Origin of the sequence: Allobosea sp. Tri-44, from assembly GCF_004123845.1 — a bacterium.
Lineage (GTDB): Bacteria > Pseudomonadota > Alphaproteobacteria > Rhizobiales > Beijerinckiaceae > Allobosea.
Window position 1 is genome coordinate 908382 of the sequence record NZ_NBDP01000030.1, and the last position, 17579, is coordinate 925960.

At 66.3% G+C, this 17579-nt stretch carries 17 protein-coding genes; 3 read left to right on the forward strand and 14 right to left on the reverse strand.

Annotation, left to right across the window (positions count from 1 at the left end; all coding sequences use genetic code 11):
- Window positions 1–2: 2 nt before the first annotated feature.
- Genes mobA through B6S44_RS20820 form a run of 3 tightly spaced genes read right to left on the reverse strand, consistent with a single transcriptional unit; the run spans window position 3 to window position 2057 of the window.
- Window positions 3–635 (reverse strand): molybdenum cofactor guanylyltransferase MobA, encoded by a 633-nt coding sequence (gene mobA / locus B6S44_RS20810; protein ID WP_129158755.1) that lies wholly within the window; start codon window positions 633–635, stop codon window positions 3–5.
- The gene (locus B6S44_RS20815; RefSeq protein WP_129158756.1) at window positions 628–1518 is read right to left on the reverse strand and encodes a formate dehydrogenase accessory sulfurtransferase FdhD; all 891 of its coding nucleotides are present in this window, start codon (window positions 1516–1518) and stop codon (window positions 628–630) included. Before B6S44_RS20815 ends, mobA begins: the two co-directional genes overlap by 8 nt.
- A gap of 20 nt (window positions 1519–1538) precedes the next feature.
- Window positions 1539–2057: a DUF2478 domain-containing protein gene (locus B6S44_RS20820; RefSeq protein WP_129158757.1), complete on the reverse strand. Its 519-nt coding sequence runs from the start codon at window positions 2055–2057 to the stop codon at window positions 1539–1541.
- 179 nt (window positions 2058–2236) lie between these two features.
- On the opposite strand from B6S44_RS20820, the gene B6S44_RS20825 reads away from it, so the two are divergent.
- Entirely contained in the window at window positions 2237–3490 is a 1254-nt protein-coding gene (locus tag B6S44_RS20825; RefSeq protein WP_129158758.1) for a peptide ABC transporter permease, read from the forward strand.
- Between the two features lie 70 nt (window positions 3491–3560).
- Window positions 3561–3785: a hypothetical protein gene (locus B6S44_RS20830; RefSeq protein ID WP_129158759.1), complete on the forward strand. Its 225-nt coding sequence runs from the start codon at window positions 3561–3563 to the stop codon at window positions 3783–3785.
- A gap of 9 nt (window positions 3786–3794) precedes the next feature.
- Here B6S44_RS20830 and B6S44_RS20835 read toward each other — a convergent pair whose 3' ends face one another.
- The 9 genes from B6S44_RS20835 to argE all read right to left on the reverse strand — a co-directional run bounded on the left by B6S44_RS20835 (window position 3795) and on the right by argE (window position 14728).
- Window positions 3795–4787 (reverse strand): ABC transporter ATP-binding protein, encoded by a 993-nt coding sequence (locus B6S44_RS20835; RefSeq protein ID WP_129158760.1) that lies wholly within the window; start codon window positions 4785–4787, stop codon window positions 3795–3797.
- Window positions 4784–5785, reverse strand: a complete 1002-nt coding sequence (locus B6S44_RS20840; protein WP_129158761.1) for an ABC transporter ATP-binding protein — start codon at window positions 5783–5785, stop codon at window positions 4784–4786. Before B6S44_RS20840 ends, B6S44_RS20835 begins: the two co-directional genes overlap by 4 nt.
- A 43-nt stretch (window positions 5786–5828) precedes the next feature.
- Window positions 5829–6776, reverse strand: coding sequence for an ABC transporter permease (locus tag B6S44_RS20845; RefSeq protein ID WP_129158762.1), 948 nt, complete (start codon window positions 6774–6776; stop codon window positions 5829–5831).
- 7 nt (window positions 6777–6783) lie between these two features.
- The gene (locus B6S44_RS20850) at window positions 6784–7767 is read right to left on the reverse strand and encodes an ABC transporter permease (RefSeq protein ID WP_129158763.1); all 984 of its coding nucleotides are present in this window, start codon (window positions 7765–7767) and stop codon (window positions 6784–6786) included.
- Between the two features lie 76 nt (window positions 7768–7843).
- A complete protein-coding gene (locus tag B6S44_RS20855; protein WP_129158764.1) occupies window positions 7844–9445 on the reverse strand; it encodes an ABC transporter substrate-binding protein in 1602 nt (533 codons plus the stop codon).
- Window positions 9446–9602: 157 nt separating this feature from the next.
- Entirely contained in the window at window positions 9603–10550 is a 948-nt protein-coding gene (locus B6S44_RS20860) for an ABC transporter permease (protein WP_129158765.1), read from the reverse strand.
- 8 nt (window positions 10551–10558) lie between these two features.
- Entirely contained in the window at window positions 10559–11539 is a 981-nt protein-coding gene (locus tag B6S44_RS20865) for an ABC transporter permease (protein ID WP_057187942.1), read from the reverse strand.
- A gap of 214 nt (window positions 11540–11753) precedes the next feature.
- Window positions 11754–13343 (reverse strand): ABC transporter substrate-binding protein, encoded by a 1590-nt coding sequence (locus B6S44_RS20870; RefSeq protein WP_129158766.1) that lies wholly within the window; start codon window positions 13341–13343, stop codon window positions 11754–11756.
- Window positions 13344–13579: 236 nt separating this feature from the next.
- Window positions 13580–14728: an acetylornithine deacetylase gene (gene argE / locus B6S44_RS20875; protein WP_248309672.1), complete on the reverse strand. Its 1149-nt coding sequence runs from the start codon at window positions 14726–14728 to the stop codon at window positions 13580–13582.
- A 151-nt stretch (window positions 14729–14879) separates the two neighbouring features.
- Here argE and B6S44_RS20880 point away from each other — a divergent pair, with 151 nt between their 5' ends.
- Window positions 14880–15848 (forward strand): threonine ammonia-lyase, encoded by a 969-nt coding sequence (locus tag B6S44_RS20880; RefSeq protein ID WP_129158767.1) that lies wholly within the window; start codon window positions 14880–14882, stop codon window positions 15846–15848.
- A gap of 54 nt (window positions 15849–15902) precedes the next feature.
- On the opposite strand, the gene B6S44_RS20885 is transcribed toward B6S44_RS20880, so the two are convergent.
- Together B6S44_RS20885 and B6S44_RS20890 are read right to left on the reverse strand one after the other, a co-directional pair.
- Entirely contained in the window at window positions 15903–16541 is a 639-nt protein-coding gene (locus B6S44_RS20885; RefSeq protein ID WP_129158768.1) for a hypothetical protein, read from the reverse strand.
- Window positions 16542–16629: 88 nt separating this feature from the next.
- Window positions 16630–17526 carry a LysR family transcriptional regulator gene (locus B6S44_RS20890; RefSeq protein WP_129158769.1) on the reverse strand — a complete coding sequence of 299 codons (897 nt, stop codon included), beginning with the start codon at window positions 17524–17526 and terminating at the stop codon, window positions 16630–16632.
- Window positions 17527–17579: the final 53 nt, after the last annotated feature.

Below are 17579 nucleotides of genomic sequence, written 5' to 3' on the forward strand. Positions count from 1 at the left end.
GATCAAGCAGCGCCGAGCGCGGCATGGAGCCGCTCGGCCTCGGCGAGATCGTCGGGCCGGTTGGCATTGAAGAAGGGGTCGACCGGCGTCACCGGCCATTCGACCGAAACGACGCCATGGCGCGCCGTCCAGCGGTCGATCTTGCGCTCGTCCTCGATGGTGAGTGCATGGCGCAGTTGCTCGCGCAGTGCGACCGGCCAGAGCCCGATCACTGGATGCGTCCAGCCGCCCGAGGCGGCGCAGGCGAGCGGGACGTTCGCCACTCCACGCGCCGCATGCAGCCGCGCCACCAGATCGCGCGGGATGAAGGGCGTGTCGGCGGCGACGCTGACCAGCCATTGCTGGTCTGGCCGGTTCGCGACCAGCCAGTCGAGCCCGGCGAGAATGCCGGCGAGCGGTCCGGCGAAATCCGGCACGCTGTCGGCGACGACCGGCAAACCGTAATCGGCGAAGCGGGCGGGATCGCCATTGGCGTTGAGCAGCAGGCCGTCGCATTGCGGCGCCAAGCGCTCGACGACATGAGCGAGGATGGTCCGGTCGGCGATGGTGCGCAGCGGCTTGTCGCCTCCGCCCATGCGACGGGCGAGCCCGCCGGCGAGGAGAAGGCCGAGGGTTGCCCGGCTGGTATCAGTCATCGCCGGATCCCTTGCGGCGATGCTTGCCGCCTTCCTCCTCGACGCTGTCCGGGTCCTGATCGAAGACGATGCGGTCCTCGCCGGCGAGCGCCAGGAAGCGCTTGCCGCGAGCGCGGCCGATCAAAGTGAGCCCGGCCTTGCGGGCGAGCTCGACACCCCATTCGGTAAAGCCCGAGCGCGAGACCAGGATCGGGATGCCCATGCGCACGGTCTTGATCACCATCTCCGAGGTCAGCCGACCAGTGGTGTAGAAGATCATCCTGCCGGGATCGACATCGTGCCGGAAGAGCCAGCCGGCGACCTTGTCGACGGCGTTGTGGCGGCCGACATCCTCCATGTAGACCAGCGGCTTGTCGCGCTCGCAGAGCACGCAGCCATGGATCGCGCCGGCCTCGAGATAAAGCGAGGGCGTGGTGTTGATCTTGCGGGTCAGCCCATAGAGCCAGCTCGTGCGCAGCTCGGCTTTCGGCAGGACGATCTCGTCGATCGCCTCCATCAGGTCGCCGAAGGCGGTGCCCTGGGCACAGCCCGAGGTCAGCGTCTTCTTCTTCAGCTTCTGCTCGAAATCGGTGCGCTCGGGCGTGCGGACGACGACGACCTCGAGCTCCTCGTCATAATCGACCGCCTCGACCGGGTCGCCACGCTTCAGCATGTTCTGGTTGAGGAGATAGCCGAGCGCCAGATACTCCGGGTGGTCGCCGATCGTCATCATCGTGACGATCTCCTGGCTGTTCAGATAGAGGGTCAGCGCCCGTTCGGTGACGACGCGGGTCTCGACGCGGGCGCCGCTATGGTCGATGCCGGCAACCGTCGCGCCGAGACGAGCAGCCGCTGGATCGGGCCGGATCAGGTAGTCGTCGAGGAAGTCGCTGCCAACAGGCACGGGTAGTTCCTTGCGAGCCTTCAGGCCGGCTGGCGCAGCACCGCCATCGCCCAATCCGTCACCGCGGCAGATTCGGGCGGCAGGCGCTGCCAGTCTTCGCCTGCAAATTCCGACCAGGCGGCGAGCATGTCGTCGCGCACGGCGGTCAGCAGCGGCAGCCCGGCGACGACGCCGGCGGCGATCTCGGCGCGAAGGCCCTGGCCGAGCACCTCCTGCTTGCCGAACTTGTTGACGATGACGAGATCAACCGGCCCGGACAGCGCGCCGGAGACGGCGGCGCCGGCAGCAGCGAGCCCGGCCGCGTCGAGCCGGCAGCCGGCCGAACCCGCGCCACGATCCTCGCTGATCGGAAAGAGCTGGCCCGAGGCGAGATCCTCGAGCGACATGCTGGCGCAGCCGCTCGCGCAATCGCCATCGTTGTGCTGGACCACGCCGCCGAGCCGGACGGCCTCGCGCTTCAAGGTATCGGCCACCTCCGCCATCAATTCGTCGATGGGGAAGCCGGTGGAATAGACGATCGCGGCGAGCGGAGCAGTCATCGTCTCTTACATCTCACGGAACGGCCGGCGCAGCCAGTGAACTTTAGGTGTTCCAAACTGCGCGAGATGCTTTGCCAGTGTTGCAACGCACCTACAGTCGAAGCTTGAGGCAGGCGCTAGGGTGGCGTGGGCTGAACTCGGCATTCCGGCCGGGCGCGGCTCGCCGAGTCAGCTTGCCCATGATCCGTCCCAACGCCCAGACGCCTCTCGACCCCGCGACCGACGCAGCTCTGCTGCTGCGCCGCATCGGCTTTGCGACGCTGGCGCTCGCTCTGCCGCTGGCCTCGCTGGTGTCGCGCCGCGCCGCCGTCGTGCTGGTGCCGATCGGCGTCATCTTGCTGGCGATCGCCGCGCTGATCGAGGCGCCGCGCTGGTTCGCCGGCAATATCAGGGCAGCGATCTTCAGCCGCGCCGGCGTGACGCTGTGGGCGCTGGTCGGCTGGGCGGTGCTTTCGCTGATCTGGAGCCCCTATACCGGCTCGGCCACCGAGAAGGCGGCCAATCTCTTCCTTGCCGTGGCGCTCGGCTTCGCCGGCGCCGCCGCGCTGCCCGAGCGCATGCGGGCCTCGAACCTCAACCTCGCGGCCCTGGGCGCCGGCACCGCTGCGATCTTCGCGCTCGGGCTGCTGCTGACCGAGGCGCTGAGCCCGATCGACTCGCGCGCCGCCAACGCCGCTGGTAGCGTCGAGCGCGGCGTCAGCATCGTGCTGATCATGGCCTGGCCGGCGCTCGCCTGGCTGCTCTCGCGCGAGCGCGGCCTGACCGCGCTGGGACTGGCGCTGGTCGTCGGCCTGCTCGCACTGTCGCGCATCGAGGATGGCGAGGCGATGGCGATGCTCTGCGGCGCGATCGCCTTCGGCGCGGTCAGCGCCAACCGCATCGTCGGCGCGAGGCTGATGGGCGGCATCATGGCCGGGCTGATGCTGCTCGCCCCGCTCCTGCCCTTCCTGCTGCTGCCGTTCTTCCGACTCTCGCCCGCGGTGTTCAGCACGGTCGGCATCAGCCTCGACATCTGGGCCGACATCATCTCCAGCCGGCCGGTGCAGCTCATCACCGGGCATGGTCTCGACACCGTGCTGCGCGGGCGCACCACCGGGGCGCTGCCGCTCGAGGTGCCGACCACGATCCTGTTCGAGACCTGGTATGAGCTCGGCCTTGTCGGCGCAGCGACGAGCGCGCTCTGCCTCTATTTTGCGGTCAGCGCCGCCGGCCGCATGCCGGGCGCGCTCGCCGCCGGCGGCGTCGCGGCCTATGTCACTGCCTTCGCGCTGGCGGCCCTCGGCTTCGCCTCGTTCCAGACCTGGTGGCTGATGACGCTGACCGCCGTCGCGCTGCTGTTCACCGCGATCGCACGCGGCCAGTACCGCACCGAGCGGCCGGTGGCGCCCCTGAGCCGCCGTCCGAAGGCGCCAAGCCCGCCGACCGGAGCGTGACGGGACGCAGCTTTTCTGGCCGGCTGCGGAGCGCTATTATCGTGCCCCGTCCCGGGAAGGCGAGGCCGCGATGCTTGCCGAAGACGATCCGCTGATCCTCGATCTCGTCGAATGGGTCGCACGCGACGCGCGCAGCCATGCCGAACTCCTGGAGACCTGGCGCACCTCCTGCCCGCACCTGACGGTCTGGGAGGACGCCGTCGATCGCGGCTATCTCACGCGTCAGGACAGGCAGGTCACGGTGACGCGCAAGGGCCTCGAGCTGCTCAGCTTACATGGCCGGCGCGCCGCCTGAGCAAAGCGCTTACGCCGCCGCCCGCCCCGCATTCACCGCATGACAGGCGACGCCGTCGATCACCGGCGGGTTCTCGATGCGGCAGCGATCGAAGACCAGCGGACAGCGCGGGTGGAAAGTGCAGCCCGAGGGCGGGTTGATCGGGTTCGGGATCTCGCCCTTCACGCCCTCGCGCGCCTTGCCGATCATGGCGAGGTCGGGCACCGCATCGAGCAGCATCCTGGTATAGGGATGGCGCGGGGCGGCGAAGAGCTGCTTGCCGTCGGAGACCTCGACGAGGCGGCCGAGATACATCACGCCGATGCGTGTCGCCATGTGCCGGACGACCGCCAGATTGTGCGAGATGAACAGGTAGGTCAGCCCGAACTTCTCCTGCAGATCGCGCATCAGATTGAGGATCTGCGCCTGCACGGACACGTCGAGCGCCGAGGTCGGCTCGTCGCAGACGATGAACTCGGCATTGGAAGCGAGCGCGCGGGCGATCGCGATGCGCTGGCGCTGGCCGCCGGAGAATTCGTGCGGGAACTTCTTGCCGTCGTCGGGATGCAGGCCGACCAGCGAGAGCAATTCGCCGACGCGCGTCTCGATCGCGGCATCGCCCTGGATGATGCCGAAGGCACGGATCGGCTCGGCGATGATCCGTCCGACGCGCCAGCGCGGGTTGAGCGAGGCGTAAGGGTCCTGGAAGATCATCTGGATACGCTTGCGCAGGCGCTGGCGCTCGGCGGAAGCGGCCTGATCGGACATCGAGACGCCGTCGATCGAGACCGTGCCCCCGGAGGGATGCAACAGGCCGACGACCATGCGCGCCACGGTCGACTTGCCCGAGCCGGACTCGCCGACGAGCGCGAAGGTCTCGCCCTTGCGGATGTCGAAGGAGACGCCGTCGACGGCCTTGAGATATTGCTTGGGCGCATTCTCCAGCACCCGGTTGAGCCAGGGCCTGGAGACGTCGAAGACGCGCTTCAGGTCACGGACCTGGACGAAGGCTTTCTCGCTCACGCCGCGATCTCCGTCTTGCCGCTCGGCACCTTCGCCTGGTCGTAGAGATGGCAGGCGACCTGATGGCCGCCGACATCGATGAGTTCCGGCCGGTCGACATGGCAACGGGCGAAAACCTTGGAGCAGCGCGGATTGAAGGCGCAGCCGCTGGGGATGCTGGAGAGCCTGGGCATCGAGCCCGGGATCTGCACGAGCCGCTCGGCATCGCCCGTGATCGAGGGGATCGCGCCCATCAGCCCCTGGGTATAGGGGTGGAGCGGTTCCTTGATGACGTCGCGCACCGGGCCGATCTCGGCGACGCGGCCAGCATACATCACGGCGACGCGGTCGGCAGTCTCGGCGATCACGCCCATATCGTGCGTGACCAGCATCACCGAGGTGCCGCGTTCCTTGCAGAGCCGCTTGATCAGGCTGATGATCTGCGCCTGCACGGAGACGTCGAGTGCGGTGGTCGGCTCGTCGGCGATGATGAATTCCGGCTCGGCGCAGAGCGCGAGCGCGATGACGACGCGCTGGCGCATGCCGCCGGAGAATTCGTGCGGATAGCCGTCGATGCGCCGTTCGGGCGCGGGTATGCCGACCTCGTCGAGCAGGGCGATGGCGCGCTTGCGCGCATCCGCCGCATTGAGATCGGTATGCGTCTGGATCGTCTCGATCAACTGCTCGCCGACCCGGTAGAGCGGGTTGAGGCTGGTCAGCGGGTCCTGGAAGATCATGCCGATGCGCTTGCCGCGGACGCGGCGCATCTCCTCGGGCGAAAGGTTGTCGACGCGCTCGCCCGAGAGCACGACCTTGCCGCCGGCGATGCGGCCCGGCGGATCGATCAGGCCGATGATCGCCGAGCCGGTGACCGACTTGCCGGCGCCGGATTCGCCGACGACGCCGAGCACCTCGCCGCGGGCGATATCGAAGGAAATCTTGTCGAGGGCGCGCAGCGTGGCACGCCGCGTGACGAACTCGACGGTGAGGTCCTGAACCGAGAGGACGGGTTGGGTCATCGCAGCTCCGCGGACACGAATGAAGACGAGAAGCGTATCATCGTCACCTCAGTTTCGGATTGAGAGCATCGCGCAGCCAGTCGCCGAACAGATTGATCGAGAGCGCGAACAGGATCAGCACGAGCGAAGGGAAGAGCAGGATCCACCACTCGCCGGAGAACAGGTATTGCTGGCCGAAGCGGATCAGCGTGCCGAGCGAGGGCTGGGTCGGCGGCATGCCGACACCGAGGAAGGAGAGCGTCGCCTCCTCGATCACCGCAAGCGCGAGGTTGATCGTGGCGATGACCAGGACGGGACCGGCGACATTGGGCAGGACGTGCTTCAGCATCACCGGCCAGGCCTTGAGGCCGATCAGGCGGGCGGCGTCGACATAGACCTTGTTCTTCTCGACCAGGGTCGAGCCGCGCACGGTGCGGGCATATTGCGCCCAATTCGACAGGCCGATGGCGATGACGAGGACGAGCAGCGTCATCTGCTCCTGTGCCGCTGGCGCGATCAAACCGCGTGCCACGCCGAAGACGAGCAGCGCCACCAGGATCGCCGGGAAGGAGAGCTGGATGTCGGCGACGCGCATGATCAGCGCCTCGGTGCGGCCGCCGACATAGCCGGCGACGAGGCCAAGACCGACGCCGAGCACCAGCGAGAACAGCACCGAGGCCGCGCCGACGATCAGCGAGACGCGCGAGCCGTAGAGGATCGCCGAGAAGATGTCGCGCCCCTGCCCGTCGGAGCCGAGCCAGAAGACCTTGCCGGTGATCTCGTTCGGCTGCATCGGCCGCGAGAAGCCGTCTGAGAGGTCGAGCGAGGACGGATCGAACGGGTCGTATGGCGCGATCAGCGGCGCGAAGACGGCGGCCAGCACCAGCAGCAGCGCCATGATGCTCGCCACCACCGTGATCGGCGAGGAGCGGAAGGAATAGATGAGATCGGAATCCCAGAACCGGGCGAAGCGGCCCGGCGGTTTCGGGGTGGGGAGTGGAGCTGTCGTCATCGCAGCCTCACTTCGCCGGAACCAGTGTGCCGCCGCGCAAGCGCGGATCGAGCGCGACATAGACGATGTCGACCAGCAGCGAGGTCAGCACGAAGACGAAGGCGACGAAGAGCAGATAGGCCGACATCACCGGCACGTCGACGAACTGCACGGCGTTGACGAAGAGCGCGCCGAGCCCCGGCCACTGGAACACCGTCTCGGTGACGATGGCGAAGGCGATGACGCCGCCGAGCTGGACGCCGGCGATGGTGATCACCGGGATCATGGTGTTGCGCAGGGCATGGCGGAACTCGATCTTGCGCTCGGGGATGCCGCGGGCGCGGGCGAAGCGGATGAAATCGGCGCGCATCACCTCGAGCATCTCGGAGCGGACGAGGCGCATCACCAGCGTGAGCTGCAGGAAGCCGAGCGTCAGCACTGGCATGACCAGCGACTTCAGCCCGCTCACGGTCAGCAGCCCGGTCGACCACCAGCCGATCTGGACGGTGTCGCCGCGCCCGAAGGACGGCAGCCAGCGCAATTCGACGGCGAAGATATAGATCAGCCCGATGCCGATCAGGAAGGTCGGCAGGGAAACGCCGATCAGGGAGACGGACATGACGACGTTGGCGATCCAGCTGTCGCGGCGGATCGCGGCATAGACACCGAAGACGATGCCGGTGACGAAGGCGAAGATCGCCGAAAGCACGGCGAGCTCGACCGTCGCCGGCAGGCGTTCGAGAATCAGCGAGGAGACCTTGCGGCCCTGGCGATAGGAGATGCCGAAATCGCCCCGCGCTGCGTCCGCAACGAAGCGGGCGAACTGCAGCGGCACGGGATCGTTGAGGCCGAGCCGCTCAGTCAGCTCGGCGCGGTCCTGCAGCGTCGCCTCCTGGCCGAGCATGTTGACGACCGGATCGCCGACGAAACGGAACATCGAGAAGGCGATGAAGGCGACGGCGAGCATCACCACCAGCCCCTGCATCAGCGAGCGCAGGATATAGGCGAGCATCGCGTCTTGAACCCCTTATACGAACGATAAGTCGCAGGGGCCGTCTTGGCGCGGCCCCTGCGACAGATTGCCGGCTCTACGAGCCCTTGAACGAAACCATCTTCAGCTTCGGGTTGTTCGAGACGTCGACAGGGATGTCGAGGGTCGAATTCATGCCGTAGCTGAGCGACTGATGGTGGAGCGGCAGGTAGACCGTCTCGTCCTTCACCTTCGCCCAGATGTTGGCGATGGTGGCGTCGCGTTTGGCGATGTCGATCTCCTTGGAGAGCGTCTGGATCTGCGCGTCGACATCCTTGTCGGAATAGCCGGTCGCATTCCAGCTGCCCTGCGAGCCGGTGCGGCTGTGGTACATGTAGGAGAAGACATAGTCGCTGTCGAAGGTCGGAACGCCCCAGCCGACGAGGTAGAACTCGGTCTCAGGCGGGTTCTTCTGGATCAGGTTGAAGTGGATCGACTTCGACTGCGAGACCAGGTTCACCTTCACCCCGATCTGGCCGAACATGCCGACCGCCGCCTGGCAGATGCCCTCATCGTTGATGTAGCGGTCGTTCGAGCAGTGCAGCGTCACCGAGAAGCCGTTGGGATAGCCGGCCTCGGCCAGCAACGCCTTGGCCTTGGCGACATCGGTCGCCGGCGCAGCGTCGAGCTCCTTGGTCCAGCCATTGGCGAAGGGCGGCAGGATGATGCCGGTCGGTATCGACTCGCCGCGCATCACGACGCGCTGGATGGCCGAGCGGTTGAGCGCCATGTTCATCGCCTGGCGGACGCGCTTGTCGGCGAAGGGGTTCTTGCCCTCGACATTGTCGCCCTTCAGGTCCTTGGACGCGACATCCATGCCGAAGAAGATGGTGCGGTTCTCGGGACCCGAGGTGACGCGGATCTTCGGCTGGCTCTTCAGCCGGGCGATATCCTGCACCGGCACGTCCTGGACGAAATCGACCTCGCCGGAAAGCAGCGCCGCGATGCGGGTCGCGTCCTGCTTGATCGGCACATAGGTGAGCTCGGTGATTTCGAGCGGTACCTTGGCCTTGGCCCAGTAGTTCTCGTTGCGCTTCATCACCGTCTTCACGTCGGCTTCGCGCGAGACGAGGACGAAGGGGCCGGTGCCGTTGGCGTTGCGGACGGCGTAGTTCTCTTCCTTGTTCTTGAAGTCCTGCGCCTTGGTGGCGTTGTTCTTCTCCGCCCAGGCCTTGCTCATGATGCGGATCGAGGAGGTGTTGTTGACCAAAAGCGGGTTCGGGCCCTTGGTCTTGATCCGGACCGTCAGGTCGTCGACCTTCGTGACCTTTTCGACCGAGGTCAGATAGCCCTTGAAGTCCGAGGTCGGCTGCATGGCGCGCTCATAGGAGAACACCACGTCGTCGGCGGTGAAGGGCGCGCCGTCATGGAACTTGACGCCCTCCTGGAGCTTGAACTCCCAGGTGGTCGGATCGTCCGGCAGCACCTTCCAGGACGAAGCCAGCAGCGGGTGGAGCTTGCCGGCATGGTCGCGCTCGGTCAGGCTCTCATACATGTGCTGGTTGACCGAGGTCGTCAGGCCCTCGTTCTGGCCGTGCGGATCGATCGTCAGCGCATCGCCGGCGGAGGCCCATTTGACGGGCTTCGCCTCGGCGGCGCCGAGCGCCAGCACGGACACGCCGAACAGTGCGGCGGCAAGCGCAAGATAACGCGGTTTCATCGGAATTGACCTCCCAGTCGCGACCGGATCGACCGGCCGCCGAAGCGCCGGATGTTAGGACCCGTCCCCTTGTCTGTCACGGGTCCAATCTGCGTAAAACACATGACATCGGCGGGCATTTGCTGTGCGAACAGGCAGCAAGCGCAGCAAAATCTGTTCATCGCAGCCTCGGATTGAGGGCGTCGCGCAGCCAGTCGCCGAGCAGGTTCACGGCAAGCACCAGGATCGCCAGCGTGACGCCCGGGAAGGTGACGATCCACCAGTCGCCGGAGAACAGGTAGCGATTGCCGATCGAGATCAGCGTGCCGAGCGATGGCTGGGTCGCCGGCAGGCCGACGCCGAGGAAAGAGAGCGTCGCCTCGGTGATCACAGCGAGCGCGAGGTTGATGGTCAGGATGACCAGCACCGGGCCGATCACGTTCGGCAGGACATGGCGCAGCATGATCAGCGGCGCCGGCAGGCCGACGAGTCTGGCAGCCTGGACATAGTCCTTGTTGCGCTCGACCAGGGTCGAGCCGCGGATGGTGCGGGCGTATTGCACCCAGAAGGAGAGCCCGATCGAGATCACCAGCACATAGAGGGCGGTGTCCTCGCGGTTCGCGCCCTTGAAGATGCCGCGGACGACGCCGTCGATCAGAAGGGCGATCAGGATGGCCGGGAAGGTCAACTGCACGTCGGCGATACGCATGATCAGCGAATCGACGCGGCCGCCGAGATAGCCGGCAAGCAGGCCGAGCGTGATGCCGATCGTTGCCGCCAAGGCGACGCCGAGCAGGCCGACGATCAGTGAGACGCGCAGGCCGTAGAGGATCGCCGAATAGAGATCGCGGCCCTGGTCGTCCGTGCCGAGGATGAACTTGGGATCGCCGCCATCCTGCCAGGCCGGCGGGATGTTGGCGTCGGCGAGGAAGACGGTCGCCGGGTCGAACGGATTGGTCGGGGCGATCCAGGGCGAGAAGGCGGCGCCAATGAACATCACGAGCACGATGACGGCCGCGACCATCGTCACCTTCGAGCGCAGGAAGCTCGCAAGGATGTCGCTGTCGAGGATGCGGGCCCAGAGGGAGGGCGGCTTTTTCGGGGAGGAAGCGGGTTGCACACTCATGACCGACCTCAATGCGCCCCGATCGTCGCGCGCAGGCGCGGATCGACCAGCGCGTAGAGCAGGTCGACGATCAGGTTGATGCTGACGAACAGGAAGGAGATCAACATGAGATAGGCCGCCATGATCGGGATATCGACCTGCTGCACCGCCTTGAGGAAGAGCAGGCCCATGCCCGGCCACTGGAACACCGTCTCGGTGATGATGGCGAAGGCGATGATCGAGCCGAGTTGCAGGCCGGCGATGGTGATGACCGGCACCAGCGTGTTCTTCAGCGCATGGCCGAAATGGATGGCTCTCGTCTTGAGGCCGCGGGCGCGGGCGAACTTGATGTAGTCGGTGCGCAGCACTTCGAGCATCTCGGCCCGGACGAGGCGCATGATCAGCGTCATCTGGAACAGGCCGAGCGTGATCGAGGGCAGGATGAGCGCCTTCCAGCCCGAGGCGGTCAGAAGCCCTGTCGTCCACCAGTTGCCGATCTTGACGACCTCGCCCCGCCCGAAGGAGGGCAGCCAGCCGAGCGTCACCGAGAACAGGTAGATCAGGAGGATGCCGATCAGGAAGGTCGGCAGGCTGATGCCGACGAGCGAGACCGTCTGGAAGATCTTCGCCAGCCAGCTGTCGCGGCGCAGCGCCGTGTAGACGCCCATGGGTATGCCAACCAGCAATGAGAACAGCGCCGACATGAAGGCGAGCTCGAGCGTCGCCGGCGCGCGCTCGCCGAGCAGCGAGATCACCGGCAGGCGGAACTGGTAGGAGACGCCGAATTCGAGCCGTGCGGCGTTGTAGATATAGCGCGCGAACTGGACGACCACCGGCTCGTCGAGGCCGAGCGTCTGGCGCAGCTGCGCGACCTGCTCCTGCGGCGTGTCGACGCCGACCATCTGGTTCACCGGGTCGCCGACGAAGCGGAACATGGCGAAGGCGATGAGCGCGACCGCGAGCATCACGATCAGCGACTGGAACAGCCGGCGCAGCACAAATGCGAGCATGTTCGCCCTTACAAGGAATCCGACGCCGTTCGTACGGAACGGCCTCTGGAGCCGGGTCCGATCAGGTTAAATCAACCTGATCGGTGAAACCGTCTCCAACCATAATAGAGATCGTTTTACCGATCGGCTTGCGACGCAAGCTGATCAGGACCGGCTCTATTCCGCAGATAGAGAAAGGGCGCGTGAGCTCTTCGCCCGCGCGCCCTACAGGCCCTCACTGCTCCTTGGTGGCGTAGTAGAGCAGCACCGAATTGTCGGCGCGCTGAGCGAGCTTCACCTTCTTCGAGACACCCCAGGCCAGAGCCTGCTGGTGGAGCGGGATGTAGGAGAACTCGTCGACGGTCATCTTGTAGGCCTCGCCGATCATCGCGTTGCGCTTGGCGGTGTCCGACTCGACCAGGATCTTATCGGTCAGCTCGTCGACCTTCTTGTTGCAGTAGTTGCCGAGGTTCGACTCGCCACGCGAGGAGCCGGCGACATCGCGGCAGCCGAGGATGTCATAAAGGACATTGTGGCTGTCGAAGGTGCCGGGGGTCCAGCCGAGCAGGTAGAACGAGGTCTTGTAGCCGCCGGGCTTCAGCACCTTGGCGAAATACTGCGCCTTGGGCTGGGCGTTGAGGCTGACCTTGACGCCGATGCGGGCGAGCATGCCGACCACGGCCTGGCAGATCTGGCCGTCATTGACGTAGCGGTCGTTCGGGCAGTCCATGCCGAGCTCGAAGCCGTTCGGATAGCCGGCCTCGGCGAGCAGCTTCTTGGAGGCTTCGGCGTCGAACTTGGCGCGAGTGAAGCCGGCAGTCGGGAACAGCTCCGGCGCGATCATCAGCGGCGACGGGGTCGAGAGCCCGCGCATGACGCGGCTCTTGATCGTCTCGATGTCGATCGCCTGGTAGAAGGCCTGGCGGACCTTGACGTCCTTGAAGGGATTCTTGCCCTTGACGCTCGATTCCAGCAGCTCGTCACGGGTCTGGTCGAAGCCGAGGAAGATGGTGCGCAATTCCGGCCCGGTCAGAACCTGGGCATTGCCCGCGGCGTTGACGCGCTGGATGTCCTGGATCGGAACCGGCTCGATCACGTCGACCTCGCCGGAGAGCAGCGCGGCGACGCGGGTCGCGTCCGAGGAGATCGGCGTGAAGATGATCTCCTTGATGTTGCCTTCGATCTTCTTCCAGTAGCCCTCGTTGAGCTTGAAGACGGTCTTCACGCCCGGCTGATGGCTCTCGATCTTGTAGGGACCGGTGCCGTTGGCGTTGAGCGAGGCATGGCTCGGGGTGGTCGCGGCCGCAGGGGTCGGGGCGACGGCGTTGTTCGCCTCCGCCCACTTCTTCGACATGATGTACCAGGTGTCCCACTGCGCATTCAGGATCGGATTCGGCGCGGTCAGGACGACGTCGATCGTATGGTCGTCGACCTTGACGAACTTGGCGCTGGTCGGGATGCGGGTGGTGAAGTTCGAGCCCGTGGCGCGAACGCGCTCGGCCGAGAAGAGCACGTCATCGGCGGTGAAGTCCGAGCCGTCATGGAACTTGACGCCCTTGCGCAGGAAGAAGCGCCATTTCAGGCCGTCGTCGGACACTTCCCACTTCTCGGCGAGGGCCGGCTCGATCTTGAGATCCTTGCCGCGCGCCGTCAGGCCTTCATAGGGATGGCCGAGATGGGCGTTCGTCGTGGTTTCGTTGACGGTGTAGGGATCGAGCGACTTGAGCTCGCCCTGGTTGGCGTATCGCAAGGTCTGGGCTTGTCCAGCCCCGCACATCAAGGCCAGGGCCGCCACGGCTGCCAGGCAATGGGTCTTGAACGACATGTGAGACTGCTCCCGATTGGTTGAAACCACTCCTCCCCAGGAGCGGTGCCGGCTGCCTGCTTATTTTGGCGGCACACCGACGAAGGCGGCAGATTAATGACGGTTCGAAGCCCGCGTCCAGTGCGTCCGATCGACTTCGTTCCAGATCGAACTTTGTTGCGAATCTTACTAATGCAACGCACGAAGCTGCGAAGGACGCATCAAAGGCCCGCAATGAAGCGCCCCGCTTTGCGTGGTCAGCGGGCCAGCTCCGCGATCAGCGCGCGGACGAACGCCGTCCCGGCGTCGAGCTGAGCCACGGTGAGGAACTCGTCCGGCTGATGCGCCTGGGCGATGTCGCCGGGGCCGCAGACCACGGTCGACCAGCCCGCCGCCTGGAACAGGCCGCCCTCGGTACCGTAGGCGACGACGTGGTTGGCATTGTCGCCAGTGACGCGCCGGGACAGCGTCTCGGCGGCACCCTCCTTCTCCGGTGCCAGCGGCGGCGTCTGGGAGGTGATCTCCATGGTGATGCCGGTCTCGGGCGCGATCGCCTTCATCGGCGCCTCCAGCTCGGCGATCTTGGCTCGGTAGCGCGCGACATAGTCGGTATCGTCGCCCGGCATCACCCGGACCTCGTGGCTGAAGCTGGCATGCTCGGCGGTGATGTTGACCGCCGTGCCGCCAGCGACGACACCGACATGCAGCGTCGAATAAGGCGGCTCGAACGCGATGCCGGGCTGCGCCTTCGCCTTGTTCTCCTGCATGACGTCGTCATGCCAAGCGATCAGCTTGCCGGCGACCATGACCGCGGGCACGCCGATATCGACGCGGCTCGAATGCACGGCATGGCCGCGCACCGTCGTCTTCATGCGGGTGCCACCCTTGTGGCCGGTGACGACCTGCATCATCGAGGGCTCGCCGACGATCACCGCGGACGGCTTCAAGCCCGCCTCCGCCATCGCATCGATCATGATCGCAGCGCCGATGCAGCCGACCTCCTCGTCATAAGAGAGCGCGATGTGGAAGGGCCGCTTCAGCCCGGCCTCAAGCATCTCCGGCACCAGCGCCAGCGCGATCGCGTCGAAGCCCTTCATGTCGCAGCTGCCGCGGCCATAGAGCTTGCCGTCGCGCTCGGTCAGCGTCCACGGATCGGAACTCCAGTCCTGGCCCTCGACCGGCACCACGTCGGTATGGCCGGAGAGGACGATGCCGCCGGCGGCCTGCGGCCCGACGGTCGCGTAGAGATTGGCCTTCTCGCCGTCGGGGCTCGGCACGATCGTGCTCTCGACGCCATGCGCAGCGAGGTAATCGCGGCAGAAATGAATCAGCTCGAGATTGCTGCGCCAGGACTCGGTGTTGAACGACACCAGCTTGGCCAGCATCTCCTTGGGGGAATAACGCACGGGTAAAAATCTCCGATGAGCTGGTCGACAGGCATGAACCGTGCCGGCAGGCTAAGCACGCACCGTCTGTCGTCAATCGGCATCGGGCGCTTGACCGGGCTGCGCCCGACGCGCTCATGTGCCGGCCAAGCAAGAATCCCGTGAGTCCGCCATGTCCTTCGACGTCACCCTCGCCGACATCCAGGCCGCCGCCGTCCGCATCGCCGGCAAGGTCAGGCGGACCCCGACCTTCCTGAGCGCCGGCCTCTCGGCCAGGCTCGGCGTCGAGACCGTGGTCAAGGTCGAGAGCCTGCAACTCGCCGGCTCGTTCAAGGTGCGCGGCTGCTACAACAAGCTGCTCGGCCTCTCCGAAGCCGAGAGGGCACGCGGCGTCGTTACGGTCTCCGGTGGCAACCACGCCATTGCCGTCTCGCTGGTCGCCAGCATGCTCGGCATCAAGGCGCTGGTGCTGATGCCGAAGAACGTCGCACCGCTCAATATCCGCCTGACGCAGGAAGCGGGCGGCGAAGTCGAGCTCTGCGAGGATGCACTCGCTGCCTTCTCCAAGGCGGAGAAGTACGAGGGCAAGGGCATGACCCATGTCCACTCCTATGACGACCCCGCGATCATCGCGGGCCATGGCACCGTCGGCCTCGAACTCGCGGCCGATGCCGGCGGGCGGGTCGACCATGTCTTCATTTCGATCGGCGGCGGCGGCTTCTCGGCCGGCGTCGGCGCAGCGCTGAAAGGGCTCGACCCGGCCGTGCGCATCCATGGCGTCGAGACAGAGGGCGCCACCACGATGACGCAGGCGCTCGCAGCCGGAAAGCCGGTGCCGATCCGCCCGACCTCGATCGCCCGCACGCTCGGCGCTCCCTTCGCGACCGAGCGGACCATGGCGGCCGCGCGCCAGTTCCTCGAGGAGATCATCGTCGTGCCCGACGCCGAAGCGGTCCGCGAGTTGGTCTGGGTCCTGCAGAACGGGCGCGTCCTGCTCGAGCCGGCCGCGTCCTGCACGGTCGCCGCCGCCATGGCGCGCAAGGACCAGTTCAAGCCCGGCGAGCGCGTCGCGCTGGTGCTGTGCGGCTCGAACGTCGCGCTCGACGACATCGAGCGCTGGCGCCAGGAATTCGGGCTCTGAGCCGACCTGCGCGGGAGCACCGACCGAGGCGCGCCCTCCGGCTTCACGCTTCAGCTACGGAATGACGCTGCCGCGAGCCCGTCCACCCGCGACGCGGCAAGAGCAACCAGCGCCGAGATCGGCCGGATTGATCAGCTGGCAGGTGCGGACGGGCGTCTGGCAATAGTTGCCGATGCCTGAAGAGGCCGGAGCCGCATAGTAGGGCTCGGCATAGTATCGCCGGGGGTAATAGGGGGGCGGCTCTTCATAATAGGGCGTGCCGTAATAATAGGGATAAGCCGCAGCGCCCCCGATGATGGCACCGGCGGCCAGGCCTCCCGCGCCCCATCCCCAGCCACCGCCATAATAGCCGCGCCGGGCGTAACCCGGACGTCCGTAATAGCCGCTGCCATCCCAGCGGTTGGACCGGTAGCCCCAGCCCGCGCCGCCGCGGTAGGCGCTGCCGCGATAGCCATAGCTTCCCCCTCCGAGGCCGGCGCGATTACCGCCAAAGCCGCCTCCAACTCCGACGCGATTGCCGCCGCCGAAGCTGCGACCAGACAGCGCAGGACCGCCGCCACCGCTCGGAGCGCCGCCGCCCGCGCGGACACCGCCACCGGGGAAGGCACTGCCGCTGATCTGCGCCGAGACGTCATTGGCGGCGAAAACCAGCAAGGGGACGAAAGAAGCGGCGAGAACGATCAGGCGGCGCATGGCGGCCTCCCATTCGAGAAAGGATCGTCACGCATCAACGCGCGGACTCTTTGGCTGTTCCAAGGCGAGAGCCGCCCGACTGAAGAGATCATCTCTCGGCTGCGAGCATTCGCTTGAGCTCGGCCAGGAAGCGCTCGCTCGCCGGCGGCAGGGTCCGGCCGCGACGCTTCACCACCGCGATCGGGCGAACGAAGCCATCGCCCTCGATCGGCTGCGAGCGCAGGCTGCGCTCGGCCCGGACCTCCATGGCCGCGCCCGGCAGGATGGCGACCCCCAAACCGGCACGCACCATGCCGACGGCACTCGACATGTAGGTCACCTCTGCACCGACGAGCGGCACCGTGCCGGTTTCGGCGAAGGCGCGATCGACCACCTGCCGGACGCTGGTCGCAGCATCCATGAGCACGAGCGGGTGCCTTGCCAGATCGGCGATCCCGATCTTCGCCAGCCGGGCGAGCGGGTGGTCTTTCGGATAGACCGCGTGCATCCGGTCGCTACCGTGCAGCAGGATTTCGAGGTCGGCATTCGAGACCGCGCCGCCGGTCAGGCCGAGATCGGCCTCGCCGCTGGCGACCAGCTCGGCGACGCCGCTCGCGATCACGTCGCGGACCACAAAGCCGACGCCCGGATGGCTCGTGCGAAAATCAGCGATGATTTCCGGCAGCATACCCGATGCGAAGGACGGCAGCACGGCGAGCCTGACGATGCCGCGCTGCATGGTCGAGAGCTGGCGCGTCTCGGCGAGCACGCCGTCGAGATCGCGCAGGATGCGGCCGAGCGTCGGCAAGAGCTCGGCACCGTTGCGGGTCAGCGCAACCACGCGGGTGTTGCGGTCGAACAGGCGCACGCCAAGCGCCTCTTCCAGTTTCCGAATCTGAACGGTGAGCGCCGGCTGCGACAGGTTCAGGCTCGCCGCCGCGCGGGTGAAGCTGCCGCTATGGGCGATCGTGACGAAGGCTCGCAGCTGCCCGACATCGAGATTCATAATTTATGACTATTACTGATATCCAATAATTTCAATTGTTTAATCAATTTGAC

Bases quoted from the DNA above. Each gene is read 5' to 3' on its own strand.
- mobA (WP_129158755.1), bottom strand. From the start codon at position 635: ATGACTGATACCAGCCGGGCAACCCTCGGCCTTCTCCTCGCCGGCGGG.
- B6S44_RS20820 (WP_129158757.1), bottom strand. From the start codon at position 2,057: ATGACTGCTCCGCTCGCCGCGATCGTCTATTCCACCGGCTTCCCCATC.
- B6S44_RS20825 (WP_129158758.1), top strand. From the start codon at position 2,237: ATGATCCGTCCCAACGCCCAGACGCCTCTCGACCCCGCGACCGACGCA.
- B6S44_RS20830 (WP_129158759.1), top strand. From the start codon at position 3,561: ATGCTTGCCGAAGACGATCCGCTGATCCTCGATCTCGTCGAATGGGTC.
- B6S44_RS20840 (WP_129158761.1), bottom strand. From the start codon at position 5,785: ATGACCCAACCCGTCCTCTCGGTTCAGGACCTCACCGTCGAGTTCGTC.
- B6S44_RS20845 (WP_129158762.1), bottom strand. From the start codon at position 6,776: ATGACGACAGCTCCACTCCCCACCCCGAAACCGCCGGGCCGCTTCGCC.
- B6S44_RS20850 (WP_129158763.1), bottom strand. From the start codon at position 7,767: ATGCTCGCCTATATCCTGCGCTCGCTGATGCAGGGGCTGGTGGTGATG.
- B6S44_RS20855 (WP_129158764.1), bottom strand. From the start codon at position 9,445: ATGAAACCGCGTTATCTTGCGCTTGCCGCCGCACTGTTCGGCGTGTCC.
- B6S44_RS20860 (WP_129158765.1), bottom strand. From the start codon at position 10,550: ATGAGTGTGCAACCCGCTTCCTCCCCGAAAAAGCCGCCCTCCCTCTGG.
- B6S44_RS20865 (WP_057187942.1), bottom strand. From the start codon at position 11,539: ATGCTCGCATTTGTGCTGCGCCGGCTGTTCCAGTCGCTGATCGTGATG.
- B6S44_RS20870 (WP_129158766.1), bottom strand. From the start codon at position 13,343: ATGTCGTTCAAGACCCATTGCCTGGCAGCCGTGGCGGCCCTGGCCTTG.
- B6S44_RS20880 (WP_129158767.1), top strand. From the start codon at position 14,880: ATGTCCTTCGACGTCACCCTCGCCGACATCCAGGCCGCCGCCGTCCGC.
- B6S44_RS20885 (WP_129158768.1), bottom strand. From the start codon at position 16,541: ATGCGCCGCCTGATCGTTCTCGCCGCTTCTTTCGTCCCCTTGCTGGTT.
- B6S44_RS20890 (WP_129158769.1), bottom strand. From the start codon at position 17,526: ATGAATCTCGATGTCGGGCAGCTGCGAGCCTTCGTCACGATCGCCCAT.